Here is a 13,674-nt window from a genome sequence, read left to right on the forward strand (position 1 = left end):
TTCGGAAGGGAAAATGACGGCAAATGCATGAGCTTATCCGCGCAAACGATCCCGTTCTGCTCTCTTTTGCCGAGAGCCTCATGAAGGATGCGGGAATTGCGTGCTTCATCGCCGACCAGGGGATGAGCGTGCTGGAGGGCTCGCTCGGCATGCTGCCGCGCCGCCTGTTGGTAGACGAGGCGATGGCCGATCAAGCCCGTCGCATCCTTACCGATGCGGGTCTTGGCGGCGAATTGCGCGAGCGGAAGTGAAAGGATGACGCAGGCGGTGACTGACACCATAGACGCCTTTCATCGCGGCCTCTTCCATATCGTCCAGCCGAAGGGCAGGGGGCATCGCGCCGGCATGGATGCCATGCTGCTCGCGGCCCTTGTTGCTGATGATCGCCCCATAAGGGTGGCTGATCTCGGCGCCGGAGCGGGTGCGGCGGGTCTTGCCGTCGCCTCCCGCCTTCCGAAGGCCGAGGTCGTGCTTTTCGAGCGATCGGCGGAGATGGCTAACTACGCTCGCCGCAGCACGGCACTCCCGGAAAATGCCCACATGGCGGGCCGCGTCTCGGTCGTCGAAGTCGATGTCACGCTGACCGCCAAGGCACGCAATGACGCAGGCTTGATCGACGAAAGCTTCGATCACGTTATTATGAACCCGCCTTTCAACGATGCCGGCGACCGCAGGACGCCGGATGCGCTGAAGGCTGAAGCCCATGCCATGACAGATGGCCTTTTCGAGAGCTGGATCCGAACGGCCGGGGCCATCATGACGCCGGGCGGACAACTGTCGCTGATCGCAAGGCCGCAATCGATCGCCGAGATCATCGACGCCTGCGGCAGGCGCTTCGGCGGCATCGAGATCACCGCCATTCATCCGCGTGAAGGGGAAAACGCCGTCCGCATCCTCGTGACGGCGATCAAGGGTTCTCGCGCAAGGCTATCGCTGCGTGCCCCCCTCATCATGCACGAAGAGGGGAGCCACAAGTTCTCCCCTCTCGTCGATGATTTCAACAATGGCCGTGCGGCCTATGGCAGGCTCTGAAGCAATTCCAGGAAACCTGTGCAGCGGTTTTCCGTTCGGAATTGCGAAGAAAATCGATTCCGGAATTGCCTGAGAACAAATTCTAGCCCCCGGTCACGAAGTCCAAGAGCAGCTTGACGTTCAGGCCGGCGATCACGATAGCGACCACATAGGCGATGGCGCTGAGCCACTTCGGGGCGACCAGTTCGCCCATTTTCGCCTTGCTGGCTGTGAACATCACAAGCGGGAAGACGGCGAAGGAAAGTTGCAGGCTGAGCACCACCTGGGTCAGGATCAGCAGTTCCGCCGTGCCCTGATCGCCGTACCAGATCGTCACAAAAGCCGCGGGAACGATGGCGATGGCACGGGTGATCAGGCGCCGCACCCAGGGCTTCAGCCGGATTTTCAGGAAGCCTTCCATGACGATCTGCCCCGCAAGCGTGGCGGTGACCGTGGAATTCAAGCCGCAGCAGAGTAGCGCAATGCCGAAGAGCGTGGGCGCAATAGCAAGACCGAGCAGTGGCGACAGCAGCGAATGCGCCTCACCAAGTTCCACCACATCCGTCTTGCCGTTGGCATTGAAGGCAGCTGCGGCAAGGATCAGGATGGAGGCGTTGATCAGGAGTGCGAAGCAGAGCGCCACGGTGGAGTCGAGGGTCGCAAAGGTCAGCGCTTCCTTCTTCTCCGGCACGGTATGGCCGTAGGAGCGCGTCTGCACGATGCCGGAGTGAAGGTAGAGATTGTGCGGCATCACGGTCGCACCGAGAATGCCGAGCGCCAGATAGAGCATTTCCGGGTTGGTGACGACCTCGGTCGTAGGCAGGAAGCCCCTGATGACGGCGCCCCACTGCGGGTCGGCAAGGAAGATCTGCACCGCAAAGCAGACCGCGATGACGCCGAGCAGCGTGATGATGAAGGCCTCGATCCAGCGGAAGCCGAGCCTCTGCAGCAGAAGGATGACGAAGACGTCGAGCGCGGTGATCAGCACGCCGATTTCGAGCGGAATTCCGAAAAGCAGATTGAGACCGATCGCCGTGCCGATCACCTCGGCAATATCGGTGGCGATGATGGCGATTTCCGCAAAGGCCCAGAGCGGCACTGCGACATAACCAGGATAAGCATCGCGACAAGCCTGCGCCAGGTCGCGGCCGGAGCCGATTGCAAGACGTGCGCAGAGTGACTGCAGCACGATCGCCATCAGATTGGAAAGCAGTGCGACGGTGAGCAGCGCATAGCCGAACTTCGATCCGCCGGCGAGCGAGGTCGCCCAGTTGCCGGGGTCCATGTAGCCGACCGCCACCATGTAGCCGGGGCCGAGGAAGGCCGCTGCGCGCCGCCACGTGGAGCTGTGCCGCCCCGTGCCAATCGTACGGTAGACATCGGAGAGCGAAGCCTCCCCGCGCTCGGTCCGCCAGCCGCCCTTTGCATTCGGATTTACGATGTCCATGCCATTTTCACCTGTTTTGCCATGCCGGCACTATGCCTGATTAGAATGATAATGCAAGTCATTCGCAACAAGAAAATAGGGAGGCGATGTTTTGAAGCTTGGCCATTGCGTTTGTCGTTGCAGCGCATACATGCAATGCCCTTGTAATGTGCATATGCATGCTGGCGCCGCCGATCATGGTGAAGGAAGAGAAATGGCTGGATTTTTGAGAAAGCTGATGCCGAAGCGGTTTCGCGGGGATGGGATCGTCGTCCCCGTTGTCAGGCTGCAGGGCGCGATCATCAGCGGCGGTGGTCAGTTCCGCCCGACCCTCAATCTCGCCAATGTTGCGCCGGTGCTGGAAAAGGCCTTCTCCATGAAGGACACACCCGCCGTTGCCATCTCCATCAATTCGCCGGGCGGTTCGCCCGTCCAGTCCCGCCTTATCTTCACGCGTATCCGCGAGCTTGCGCGTGAAAAGCAGAAGAAGGTGCTGGTCTTCGTGGAAGATGTGGCGGCCTCCGGCGGCTACATGATTGCACTGGCGGGTGACGAGATCATCGCCGATCCGACGTCAATCGTCGGCTCGATCGGTGTCGTCTCCGGCGGCTTCGGTTTTCCGGAGCTCCTGAAGAAGATCGGCGTCGAGCGTCGCGTCTATACGGCAGGAGAAAACAAGGTGATCCTTGATCCCTTCCAGCCCGAGAAGGAAAAGGACATCGAATATCTGAAGAGCCTGCAGCTTGAGATCCATCAGGTCTTCATCTCGATGGTGCGCGAGCGCCGCGCCGGCAAGCTGACGGACGATGCGACAGTTTTCTCCGGCCTCTTCTGGAGCGGCACGCGCGGCCTGGAACTCGGCCTGATCGACGGGCTCGGCGACATGCGCCAGGAACTGAAGAAACGCTACGGCCAGAAAACGAAGCTGCAGCTCGTCACGGCCACCCGCGGGCTGCTGGGCCGTCGCATTCCCGGTGTCTCGCCGGTCTCGTTTGACGGTGCGGCGTCCGGTCTTGCATCGGGGCTTGTCGAAGCGGCGGAGGAAAGAGCATTGTGGAGCCGTTACGGGCTTTGACGGGAGATACGAGGGGATATGGCACAACTAATTACGTTATTGATCCTCGTCTGCGCGGGCTGGTGGCTTTATCGCCGTTTTGTTTCTGATGCGCAGAGGCTTGCTGAAAAATCTCGTCGCGCCGAGAAGGAGCGCCAGACGGGCGCTATTGGCACGCTGGTAAAGGATCCATCAACGGGCGAATATCGCCTGAAACGGGAAGACGAATAGGCCGAAGCGTGCGTGTTGAGCGTTGACGGTCGGCAATCGAGATCGCTGACCGGCTGGCCGTTTGTGAGGTTTGTCGGGACGCAGTTCAAAAGTCTTGACCCCTGCGGCCCTCCGTGGCACCTGTCGCGCTCATATTCCAAGCAATCGGTGCCGTTCCATGTCTGCTGCCATTCCTGACCACATGAACCCCAAGCGTTCGTTCCAGGCGCTGATCCTGACCCTGCATAATTACTGGGCGGACAAGGGTTGTGCGGTTCTGCAGCCCTATGACATGGAAGTGGGTGCGGGTACCTTCCACCCGGCGACCACGCTGCGCGCCCTCGGCCCCAAGCCCTGGAAGGCCGCCTATGTTCAGCCCTCCCGCCGCCCCTCCGATGGCCGCTACGGCGAAAACCCGAACCGCCTGCAGCACTACTATCAGTATCAGGTCATCCTGAAGCCGAACCCGCCGAACCTGCAGGAGTTGTACCTCGGATCGCTCGCTGCCATCGGCCTCGATCCGCTGCTGCACGATATCCGCTTCGTCGAGGATGACTGGGAAAGCCCGACACTCGGCGCCTGGGGCCTCGGCTGGGAATGCTGGTGCGACGGCATGGAAGTCTCGCAATTCACCTATTTCCAACAGATCTGCGGCATCGAATGCTCGCCCGTCGCCGGCGAATTGACCTATGGTCTGGAGCGCCTCGCCATGTATGTGCAGGGCGTCGACAATGTCTACGACCTGAACTTCAACGGCCGCGAAGGCGACGAGAAGATCAGCTATGGCGATGTCTTCCTGCAAGCCGAGCAGGAATATTCCCGCCACAACTTCGAATTCGCCAATACCGAGATGCTGCATCGTCACTTCATCGATGCCGAGAAGGAATGCCAGGCGCTGCTCGCCGCCGGCGCGCCGGGCGACAATGCCAACCAGCGCCTGCACAAATGCGTCTTCCCGGCCTATGATCAGTGCATCAAGGCCAGCCACGTCTTCAACCTGCTCGACGCCCGCGGCGTGATCTCCGTCACCGAACGCCAGAGCTATATCCTGCGCGTGCGCACACTCGCCAAAGCCTGCGGCGAAGCGTTCCTGCTGACGGATGCGGGTGGCCTAAATCTCCCGAAAGAGGCGGCGTAAAAGTAGCCCCGAAAAAATTCTCTGCTTCTTGAACCATTCTTCTTTTACGTTGCATGGACCGCTCCTACATTGTCTCGTTGCGCGGTAAAATTGAAGTATAGATTCGGGACGCCCTTTGAAGAGCAAGCCTCTTTGTTTTAGAATTTCATCTATGGGTTTTCCGAGCGGAATGCTCCGAGTGCTCTCATCGCGGATTATCCTATGCGTGTTTTCCGCATTGCTGACGTCATGCGGCAATTTTGACGCAGAGTTCCTTGTCAAATCCGTAAAGACGACGGTTGAAGTGTCTGATGACGGCAGTGCTGAGGTGTCGGAAAACTTCGCCATCGCGGTCAAGAAGTCGACCAATTACGGTGGCGTCTACGTTGATATACCGCAACGTTTCAAGGATGCGTCAGGGAACGTTCACCGGCGAGATTTCGAGCTGTTTTCCACCCGACACGACGGGCGTGAGGAACACCATTTTGTGGAACAGAATGTGCCGGGCTACTCGATCTATATCGGCAGAGAGCATTGTAAGCGCTGCCCTACTAACATTCCGGTCGGCGTCAGCTATATCAAGATCATCTACAAGCTAGGCCGTCTGGTGCGTGAAGAGGGCGATCGCCAGGTTCTTGTCCTGCCTGCTTATATGGGCCGTGTTCATGACTGGAGCGCCGAGAAGACTGTTGTTCTGACGGTTCCGCCCGGGGGAGTGCTGCGCTCTTCGAAGCTTGACCCTGCAGCTTATGAAATGACGCAAAATGCACCCGGCGAGATCGAAGTATCGATTGCTGCGGGTGAGCCCGACCGGGTGCTACCTGATATTGAGATCGAATATCCGAAAGGAACTTTTCGGCAGGCGACGATCGGGATGCAAGCGCGCTGGTGGCTCTCCGACCATTTTTTGACCTCCATAAGCATTGGCGGGCCATTGATTGCAGGCCTGTTCGTCGCATTGAGATTGCGATCCAAGTGGCAGTTGCCTGAGAACTTGGCGGACGTCGATACCAAAGTGGTACGGACTACATCTCCTGCTCTGGCCGCCTATCTTTTCTGGAATTGGAAGGAGGATGCGGCAAAGGCCGCGTTTCTGGCCTCTGTCTGCCATCTCGCGGTCAAGCGAAAATTCCGCATCTCCGGCCTCAATGAAGACGCCGAGGCTTCGGAGCTGTCTGCCAAAAAACCACGAAAGGGCAAGGTGACTGGTGTCAGGTGGTATAGCCTTCCGGCCGCCAGCCGTCTGGTCTTCGAGCAGATTGAGAAAGAAAATCCTGTCGATGATCGGCGCAGAATTATGCGCGCCTGGAACAATTTGAACGGCGAGTTGCACAAGAAGGTTGTCGAGGAATACGGGCGCTTAAGCAGTGGGATGGATCGCAGTAAATTGGTGACTGTACTTTCTGTCCTGGTTCTTAGCGTTGGGGTTGCGTATTTTGCGGGTCTATTGCTCTATTCTGTGGCCGTATGCGGTATATTGCTAATGTCGCTTTTTGTCGCGATGGGAATCCTGCGCCCGGAGCGGATCAATTGGCCCAACAATTTTAAGGACGCCTTCGGTCTATATATAGGTCTACCGGTGTTAGCGGTTATTGCGCTGTACTACATCACCACGGCCGAGCTTGTCAGCGAACAGTGGCCATATGTGCTGGCCATTCTCCTTGATATTGCCGCAGTTGTTGTTGCTCTCAAGATGAAGCGCATGCCAACACCGACACAACGTCAGCTCCGTAACAATCTGTTGGCGCTAAATCGTTATTTTCTCGGCAAGATAGATGGGCCGAAAATGTCGGTAGAAAGCTACGAGCGTTGCCTTCCATTCGCTATAGCATTTGGGGCAGAGCAACGCTGGACCGAGCGCTTCAATCAGTGGCTGGCGAGCGAGAACATGGATGCCTACGCTCCTGATTGGCTGAAAAAATCCTAGATTGGCTCCCAGCCTCCCAAGCCTTACAAAATCGGCAAAAGCATTCCCGCGCCATCATGACTTTACTGCGTCGAATCATTAACGTGCGACCATCGGAGCTGGGAGCGCATTCGCATGTACATAATACTCGCTGTTGTCGTCCTCATCGCACTCTACGTCATCTTCATCTACAACGGCCTCGTCCGTTCTCGGCAAATGGCCGAGGAGGCCTGGTCCGGCATCGATGTTCAGCTGAAACGCCGTGCGGACCTGATCCCGAATTTGATCGAGACCGTCAAAGGCTACGCCGCCCACGAAAAGAGCACGCTTGAAGAGGTCGTTGAGCTCCGCAACAAGGCGCAGGCCCTTCCATCGGGCGATGTCGCGGCCAGGGCGCAGGCGGAAGGTCTGCTCGGGCAGGCGCTCGGCCGGGTGATGGCGCTGGCCGAAGCCTATCCCGATCTTAAGGCCAACCAGAATTTCTCCGAGCTTCAGGCCTCGCTGGAAACGATGGAAAGCGAAATCCAGATGGCGCGGCGCTATTATAATGGCGCTGCCCGCGATCTGAACGTCAAGGTCGAGAGCTTCCCGTCGAACCTCGTCGCCGGCCAGTTTGGTTTTGCCAAGCGCGAATATTTCGAAATCGCCAACGAGGCCGACCGCGCCGTACCGACCGTCAAGTTCTGACCTTTGTCTTTGCACAAAAACTGCTATGAGCAGTCCGACAAGGCCGTCTGCGGCCGCTGCAATGGACAGAAGAGACAAGCGCAATGAGTAAAGCCAAGCTCACCATCATCCCGCCGGGCAAGCCGCTCACCGGTCGTGCCGTGGTTCCGGGCTCGAAGTCGATCACCAACCGCGCCCTGCTGCTGGCAGGCCTTGCCAAGGGCACGAGCCGGCTGACCGGCGCGCTGAAGAGCGACGACACGAAATATATGGCCGAGGCGCTCCGGGCCATGGGCGTGCAGATCGACGAGCCCGACGACAAGACCTTCGTCGTCACCGGCAGCGGCAAGCTCCATCAGCCGAAAGCCCCCCTCTTCCTCGGCAATGCCGGCACGGCGACCCGCTTCCTGACGGCGGCCGTTGCTTCCGTCGAAGGCACTGTCGTCGTCGATGGCGACGAGCATATGCGCAAGCGCCCGATCGGCCCGCTGGTTGCAGCCCTGAAGTCGCTCGGACTGGATGCCGAAGCCCCGACCGGCTGCCCGCCGGTGACCGTGCGCGGCAACGGTCATTTCGCCTCGGGCCGCGTCGAGATCGATGCCGGCCTGTCCAGCCAGTATGTCTCAGCCCTTCTCATGGCAGCACCGCTTGCCAATCCGGGCGCCAACGCACCCGTGACGATCGCGCTCGCGGGCACCGATATCGGCGCCCGCGGTTATGTCGATCTGACCCTTGCCGCCATGGAAGCCTTCGGCGCCAAAGTGGAGCAGCTCGATGCCGCGACCTGGCGTGTGCAGGCGACCGGCTATACCGCCGCTGATTTCGTCATCGAGCCGGATGCATCAGCTGCAACCTATCTTTGGGCGGCCGAAGTGCTGAGCGGCGGCAAGATCGATCTCGGCGTCGCCAACGAGGCGTTCACGCAGCCCGATGCCAAGGCCTATGAGACGATCGCCAAATTCCCGCATCTGCCGGCCGAAATCGACGGCTCGCAGATGCAGGATGCCATCCCGACGATCGCGGTTCTTGCCGCGTTCAACAAGACGCCGGTCCGCTTCGTCGGCATTGCCAACCTGCGCGTCAAGGAATGCGACCGCATCCGCGCATTGTCGACGGGGCTCAACAATATCCGCGAGGGCCTGGCGGTCGAGGAGGGCGATGATCTGATCGTCCATTCCGATCCTGAACTCGCCGGTCAGGCTCTGCCGGCCGACATCGATACCTTTGCCGATCACCGCATCGCCATGAGCTTTGCGCTCGCCGGCCTGAGGATCAACGGCATCACCATTCTCGACCCTGATTGCGTCGGCAAGACCTTCCCTGCCTACTGGCGCACGCTTGCGGGACTGGGGGTTGCCTACAAGGACGAAGCCTGAGCTGAGCTGGGGCAAATCGTAACCGGGGGGGGGACATGATCCGGCGGTTTTTCGGCATTTGTTTCGCATTGCTGCTGGCGCTGTCTGCACGAGCAGCAACGGCTGAGGAATTCATCGCCTCCTTCGATTCCGCCATCCAGCTGGAAAAGAGCGGGGCGATGACGGTGGCGGAAACGATCACCGTCAATGCCGAAGGCGACCGCATCCGGCGGGGCATCTTCCGCGATTTTCCGCTGACCTTCAGGGATGAGACCGGCCGACGCCGCAACGTCGATTTCAGCGTCGTCTCGGTCAAGCGCGACGGCAGGGACGAACCCTGGCATACGGAATCCATCACTGGCGGCATCCGCATCTATGCGGGCTCCGAAGACGTGACGATCTCCCCCGGCCGCCACCAATATGTCTTCACCTACAAAACGAACCGTCAGATCCGTTACTTCGACGACCATGACGAGCTCTATTGGAATGTCACCGGCAACGGCTGGATTTTTCCGATCCGCTCGGCGGTAGCGGCGGTCACCTTTCCGCAGGGCGTTGTGCCCGAAGATGTCACCTTCTTCACTGGCCCCGTCGGCGCCACCGGCAAGAATGCTCGAGCAAGCATAGACGACAGCAGACTGGTCGTCGCAACCACCGCGCCTCTCGGCGCGCAGGAGGGACTGACCTTCGCCGCGAAACTGCCGAAGGGTGCGATTGATCCGCCGAGCGCCGATCAGGAGAGCAACTGGTGGTTCAGCGATAACCGTGACTATTTCATCGGTTTCGGCGGTCTTATCCTCGTCTTCCTTTATTACACGCGCTCCTGGCTGAAGGTTGGCCGTGATCCGGCGCGCGAGATCGTCGTGCCGCGCTGGGATCCGCCTGCTGGTATTTCGCCTGCGCTTGTCAATTACATCGACAACCGAGGCTTTTCCGGCCAGGGCTGGACGGCGCTTTCGGCAACCGCGCTCGATCTTGCCGTGCGCAGCTATGTCACGCTGGAGGATCTCAAGGACGCGATTGTCATCCGTCGCACCGACAGGCCGCTCGGTAAGGAGAAGCTTCAGACCGGCGAGGCCGAGCTCCTGAAGGCGGTCGGAGGCAGCGGCGATACGCTCACCATCGACAAGGCTAACGGCGAAAAGGTCAAATCGGTCGGCCAGAGCTTCCGCTCGTCGATCGAACGGGAACACCGCGGCAAATATTACAATTCCAATGCCGGTTATATCACCGGCGGCGTAATTTTAAGCGCTGCGGCCCTGGTGGCGCTCTTCGTCTTCGGCTCGCTGGAGCCGGATACGATCGCGTTGATGATCATCCCCATCGGCATTTCCGTCTTCCTGTCTGTCTTCGTGGCAGGTTTTGCGAAGGCGCTGCATCGCGGCCGTTCGCTCGTCGGCAAGATTTTCGCGGTCATTGCCATCGCTATCGCCGTTTTTGTGGGCTTAAGCATTCTCTCGGCCATTGTGCTGGCGCTCGGCTCTTCGCTGATGGAATTCCACGAAACGCCCATGCTTTTTGCGGTGGGCGGCATCCTGCTCTTCAACATCCTCTATTTCTTCATCATGGGTGCGCCGACACCGCTCGGTGCCAAGATGACAGCTGGCGTTGATGGCCTGCGGCAATACCTGACGCTTGCCGAGAAGGACCGCATGAACATGGCCGGCGCACCGCAAATGTCGCCGCAGCATTTCGAAACTCTGTTGCCTTATGCCGTGGCGCTCGGTGTCGAAAAGCCATGGTCGCGCACGTTCGAAACTTGGCTCGCGGCTGCTGCGGCCGGAGCCGCCGCGGCTGCCTACAGTCCCGCTTGGTATTCCGGCAATTTCAACAGCGGCAGCTTTTCCGATCGCATCGGCGGCTTCTCGTCGTCGATGGCCTCGACGATCGCGTCCACTATTCCTTCACCGCCGCCCTCCAGTTCGTCCTCGGGTTTTTCCGGCGGCGGCTCGTCCGGCGGAGGTGGCGGGGGTGGCGGAGGCGGGGGCTGGTAAGCTTTCCCGCTTGACCTTTCGGGCCTTCCCGCTTAACCGCCAGACCAACAGGCTAGGCCAAAGGCCAGACCGGCAGGAAAGGGATCAGGCATGAAGGTTCTGTTGATCGGATCGGGCGGACGCGAGCACGCACTCGCCTGGAAGCTGGCGCAATCGCCGCTGATGACGGAATTCTATGCCGCCCCTGGCAATCCCGGCATCGCCGAGCATGCCACGCTCGTTGCCCTTGATATCGACGACCACGATGCGGCGGTCGCCTTCTGCCAGCAAAAGTCGATCGACTTTATTGTCGTCGGACCGGAAGCTCCATTGGTTGCCGGCATTGCCGATCGGCTGCGTGCCGCGGGATTTGCTGTCTTCGGTCCGTCTGCTGCGGCTGCCCAGCTCGAGGGTTCCAAGGGTTTCACCAAGGATATCTGCGCCCGCTACAACATCCCGACCGGCGCCTATCAGCGTTTCAACAACGCTCCGAAGGCCAAGGCCTATATACGCCAGCAGGGCGCGCCGATCGTCGTCAAGGCCGATGGTCTTGCCGCCGGCAAGGGCGTGACGGTCGCCATGACGCTTGACGAGGCGCTTGCGGCTGTGGACGATTGCTTCGAGGGTGCCTTCGGCGAGGCTGGCGCTGAAGTCGTCGTCGAAGCCTATCTCGATGGCGAGGAGGCAAGCTTCTTCTGCCTCTGCGATGGAAGGACCGCCCTTCCTCTCGCAACCGCTCAGGACCACAAGCGCGTTGGCGAGGGCGATACCGGTCCCAACACCGGCGGCATGGGCGCCTATTCGCCGGCGCCGGTGATGACGCCTGACATGATCGAACGCACGATGAAGGAGATCATCGAGCCGACCATTCACGGCATGGCCGAAAGTGGCCATCCCTTCAGCGGTGTCTTCTTTGCAGGCCTGATGATGACCGCCAAGGGGCCGGAACTCATCGAATACAATGTCCGCTTCGGTGATCCGGAATGCCAGGTGCTGATGATGCGGCTGAAGAGCGATCTGCTGCCGCTGCTGCTTGCCTGTGCCCACGGTACGCTGGATCAGGTCGAGGCCGAATGGACCGACGACCCTGCGCTGACCGTCGTCGTGGCCTCGAAAGGCTATCCCGGCTCTTATGAGAAAAACACCCCGATCCTCGCGCTGCCGGCGGCCGGCGAGGGCGAGAAGGTGTTTCATGCCGGCACATCGCTGAAGGATGGTGCTCTCGTGGCAACCGGCGGCCGCGTTCTGAACGTGACGGCGACGGGCCGCACGGTCGGCGAGGCGAAGGATCGCGCCTATGCCCTGATCGACGGGGTGAAATGGGAAAACGGCTTCTGCCGCCGCGATATCGGCTGGCGTGCGGTCGAACGCGAAAAGGCATAGGCAGCGGGCGGACAACGGGCCGTTTCGCTAAATTTTTACCCTTTCTTCTGACGGGATGGAAACAAAGCTGCGCTAATCTGGCTCCTAATATGAGACGGAGTAGTGCTGATGCGTCAGATTTTCCTCAGTGCAGTATTTCTGCTGGCGGCTGGTTCCGCCATGGCCGGTTCGATTGAAGTGGTCGGGCCGAGCAAGCCGAAGGAAGCCGGCAGCATCATTACTGAGACCTGCGGCCATTGCCCGCCGCTCCAGACGGAAGCCTCGAAGAAGGATTATTCAGTGCCGGAGCTGCGCCCCGGCGCTTTCCAGCAAGCCGAGGTCCGTGATGTCGACGGAGAAAAGAAGATCTATCGCACCGAAAACTGGATGGGTGGTTCCCCCGTCCTTTTCGTGAGCAAGGCAACGCCCGAGCAGATGCTTGCGCTGGCCCCGCCGGTGCCCACCGAAGGTATCGACAATGAGGCGACGGCAGCCGTGGTCGGCAGCGATGCGAAGCCGATAACGGCCGGCATGGGCGGAACCACACCTCTCGACGCTTCGGCGTTTGAGCTCCGTTTCTAATTCGGATCCCATACCACTCCGATCAAAGTTTCGATCGTCGCGAACGCACCCTGAAGAGAAGCAGGGTGCGTTTTGTCTATTTAAAATAAGTGTATTCTAATTTATATGATTGCATTTATAAAGAGATGCAACTTATACAAGTCTGCAAGAAGCTACCAGTCAATTCTACTAGGTGTGCCGAGTAGAAGTGCTGCATTTGTTAAAGGATAATTTAATCATTCACTTTAATTTTACTTACGGGGGACCGGAGAACGCATGAATGCGTTAGCTGGGCGCGCGATTTATCGTGCGCAGGTCGGGAGTTGACCGATCCGGGATATTGCTTTTCACCTTTCCGTGAGGTCAATCATGAAGAAGCTCAAGATTGCCCACCAGCTTTTCGCGCTGGTCGGTGTTCTGATGGCTGCATTTGCAGTCGCAACCTATTTTGAAATCCGTACATCCGAGCAGGCGATCTATGATGAGCGTTTCGATATGCTTCGCACGCAGGTCGAATCGGGCATTTCCGTCCTCAACACCTTCTACGAACGCGAGAAGGCCGGCCAGATGACGCATGAAGCTGCCCAGGCCGAAGCCTTCGACATCCTGAAGCGCGTGACCTTCCAGCCATCAGGATATCTCTTCGGCATGGACTACAACGTCGTCCAGGTCTTCCATCCGAATCCGACCAACATCGGTAAGGACATGAGCGGTCAGGTCGACAAGACGGGCACGAAATTCAGCCAGGCGCTCGTCGACCACGGCAAGGCCGGCGGCGGCCGTACCTTCTACTACTGGGGCAAGCCCGGCCAGCCGGAAGACCAGGTCTTCCTCAAGGGCGCCTATTCCAAGGCCTTCGAACCATGGAAGATCGTCGTCGGTACCGGCGTCTATCTCGATGACCTCCAGCAGAAGGTCAATGCGACGATCTGGAAGGCGCTCACCGCCTCGCTGATCGTCTTTGTCGGCGGCATCGCCGCTGCGGCCTATTTTATCCGTGGCATCTCCAGTCCTCTGAAGGACGTGCACAACG

Annotated in this window: 13 protein-coding genes; 12 read left to right on the forward strand and 1 reads right to left on the reverse strand. The window is 59.4% G+C overall.

What is annotated here, in order from left to right:
- The first annotated feature begins 23 nt into the window (after positions 1 to 23).
- Together PMI11_RS05540 and PMI11_RS05545 are read left to right on the forward strand one after the other, a co-directional pair.
- Positions 24 to 251 (forward strand): putative signal transducing protein, encoded by a 228-nt coding sequence (locus PMI11_RS05540; RefSeq protein WP_007814300.1) that lies wholly within the window; start codon positions 24 to 26, stop codon positions 249 to 251.
- Positions 252 to 255: 4 nt separating this feature from the next.
- Positions 256 to 1,032, forward strand: a complete 777-nt coding sequence (locus PMI11_RS05545; RefSeq protein ID WP_007814302.1) for a tRNA1(Val) (adenine(37)-N6)-methyltransferase — start codon at positions 256 to 258, stop codon at positions 1,030 to 1,032.
- A gap of 82 nt (positions 1,033 to 1,114) precedes the next feature.
- Here PMI11_RS05545 and PMI11_RS05550 read toward each other — a convergent pair whose 3' ends face one another.
- A complete protein-coding gene (locus PMI11_RS05550) occupies positions 1,115 to 2,458 on the reverse strand; it encodes an Nramp family divalent metal transporter (RefSeq protein WP_007814305.1) in 1,344 nt (447 codons plus the stop codon).
- Positions 2,459 to 2,651: 193 nt separating this feature from the next.
- On the opposite strand from PMI11_RS05550, the gene PMI11_RS05555 reads away from it, so the two are divergent.
- The 10 genes from PMI11_RS05555 to PMI11_RS05600 form a co-directional block, all read left to right on the forward strand.
- The gene (locus PMI11_RS05555; RefSeq protein ID WP_007814307.1) at positions 2,652 to 3,512 is read left to right on the forward strand and encodes a S49 family peptidase; all 861 of its coding nucleotides are present in this window, start codon (positions 2,652 to 2,654) and stop codon (positions 3,510 to 3,512) included.
- Positions 3,513 to 3,530: 18 nt separating this feature from the next.
- Complete coding sequence (locus tag PMI11_RS05560) at positions 3,531 to 3,722, forward strand: hypothetical protein (RefSeq protein WP_007814309.1); 192 nt, start codon at positions 3,531 to 3,533, stop codon at positions 3,720 to 3,722.
- Positions 3,723 to 3,903: 181 nt separating this feature from the next.
- On the forward strand, positions 3,904 to 4,839 hold the full coding sequence (locus tag PMI11_RS05565; protein ID WP_193385594.1) for a glycine--tRNA ligase subunit alpha: 936 nt from the start codon (positions 3,904 to 3,906) through the stop codon (positions 4,837 to 4,839).
- A 205-nt stretch (positions 4,840 to 5,044) separates the two neighbouring features.
- Positions 5,045 to 6,745 carry a DUF2207 family protein gene (locus PMI11_RS05570; protein ID WP_348257825.1) on the forward strand — a complete coding sequence of 567 codons (1,701 nt, stop codon included), beginning with the start codon at positions 5,045 to 5,047 and terminating at the stop codon, positions 6,743 to 6,745.
- 114 nt (positions 6,746 to 6,859) lie between these two features.
- Positions 6,860 to 7,411: a LemA family protein gene (locus tag PMI11_RS05575; RefSeq protein ID WP_007814317.1), complete on the forward strand. Its 552-nt coding sequence runs from the start codon at positions 6,860 to 6,862 to the stop codon at positions 7,409 to 7,411.
- A gap of 83 nt (positions 7,412 to 7,494) precedes the next feature.
- Positions 7,495 to 8,766 carry a 3-phosphoshikimate 1-carboxyvinyltransferase gene (gene aroA, locus PMI11_RS05580; protein WP_007814319.1) on the forward strand — a complete coding sequence of 424 codons (1,272 nt, stop codon included), beginning with the start codon at positions 7,495 to 7,497 and terminating at the stop codon, positions 8,764 to 8,766.
- A 35-nt stretch (positions 8,767 to 8,801) separates the two neighbouring features.
- Complete coding sequence (locus PMI11_RS05585; protein WP_007814320.1) at positions 8,802 to 10,739, forward strand: DUF2207 domain-containing protein; 1,938 nt, start codon at positions 8,802 to 8,804, stop codon at positions 10,737 to 10,739.
- A gap of 90 nt (positions 10,740 to 10,829) precedes the next feature.
- A complete protein-coding gene (gene purD / locus PMI11_RS05590) occupies positions 10,830 to 12,101 on the forward strand; it encodes a phosphoribosylamine--glycine ligase (RefSeq protein ID WP_007814322.1) in 1,272 nt (423 codons plus the stop codon).
- A gap of 108 nt (positions 12,102 to 12,209) precedes the next feature.
- Positions 12,210 to 12,662 (forward strand): plant virulence effector HPE1-like domain-containing protein, encoded by a 453-nt coding sequence (locus PMI11_RS05595; RefSeq protein WP_007814324.1) that lies wholly within the window; start codon positions 12,210 to 12,212, stop codon positions 12,660 to 12,662.
- A 348-nt stretch (positions 12,663 to 13,010) separates the two neighbouring features.
- On the forward strand, positions 13,011 to 13,674 hold a 664-nt coding region (locus tag PMI11_RS05600; protein ID WP_007814326.1), incomplete at its 3' end, for a cache domain-containing protein.

This window comes from Rhizobium sp. CF142, assembly GCF_000281145.1.
GTDB lineage: Bacteria > Pseudomonadota > Alphaproteobacteria > Rhizobiales > Rhizobiaceae > Rhizobium.

What these genes read in the sequence shown, in the direction of transcription:
- PMI11_RS05540 (WP_007814300.1), top strand. Translation starts at nt 24, where the DNA reads ATGCATGAGCTTATCCGCGCAAACGATCCCGTTCTGCTCTCTTTTGCC.
- PMI11_RS05545 (WP_007814302.1), top strand. Translation starts at nt 256, where the DNA reads ATGACGCAGGCGGTGACTGACACCATAGACGCCTTTCATCGCGGCCTC.
- PMI11_RS05550 (WP_007814305.1), bottom strand. Translation starts at nt 2,458, where the DNA reads ATGGACATCGTAAATCCGAATGCAAAGGGCGGCTGGCGGACCGAGCGC.
- PMI11_RS05555 (WP_007814307.1), top strand. Translation starts at nt 2,652, where the DNA reads ATGGCTGGATTTTTGAGAAAGCTGATGCCGAAGCGGTTTCGCGGGGAT.
- PMI11_RS05560 (WP_007814309.1), top strand. Translation starts at nt 3,531, where the DNA reads ATGGCACAACTAATTACGTTATTGATCCTCGTCTGCGCGGGCTGGTGG.
- PMI11_RS05565 (WP_193385594.1), top strand. Translation starts at nt 3,904, where the DNA reads ATGAACCCCAAGCGTTCGTTCCAGGCGCTGATCCTGACCCTGCATAAT.
- PMI11_RS05575 (WP_007814317.1), top strand. Translation starts at nt 6,860, where the DNA reads ATGTACATAATACTCGCTGTTGTCGTCCTCATCGCACTCTACGTCATC.
- aroA (WP_007814319.1), top strand. Translation starts at nt 7,495, where the DNA reads ATGAGTAAAGCCAAGCTCACCATCATCCCGCCGGGCAAGCCGCTCACC.
- PMI11_RS05585 (WP_007814320.1), top strand. Translation starts at nt 8,802, where the DNA reads ATGATCCGGCGGTTTTTCGGCATTTGTTTCGCATTGCTGCTGGCGCTG.
- purD (WP_007814322.1), top strand. Translation starts at nt 10,830, where the DNA reads ATGAAGGTTCTGTTGATCGGATCGGGCGGACGCGAGCACGCACTCGCC.
- PMI11_RS05595 (WP_007814324.1), top strand. Translation starts at nt 12,210, where the DNA reads ATGCGTCAGATTTTCCTCAGTGCAGTATTTCTGCTGGCGGCTGGTTCC.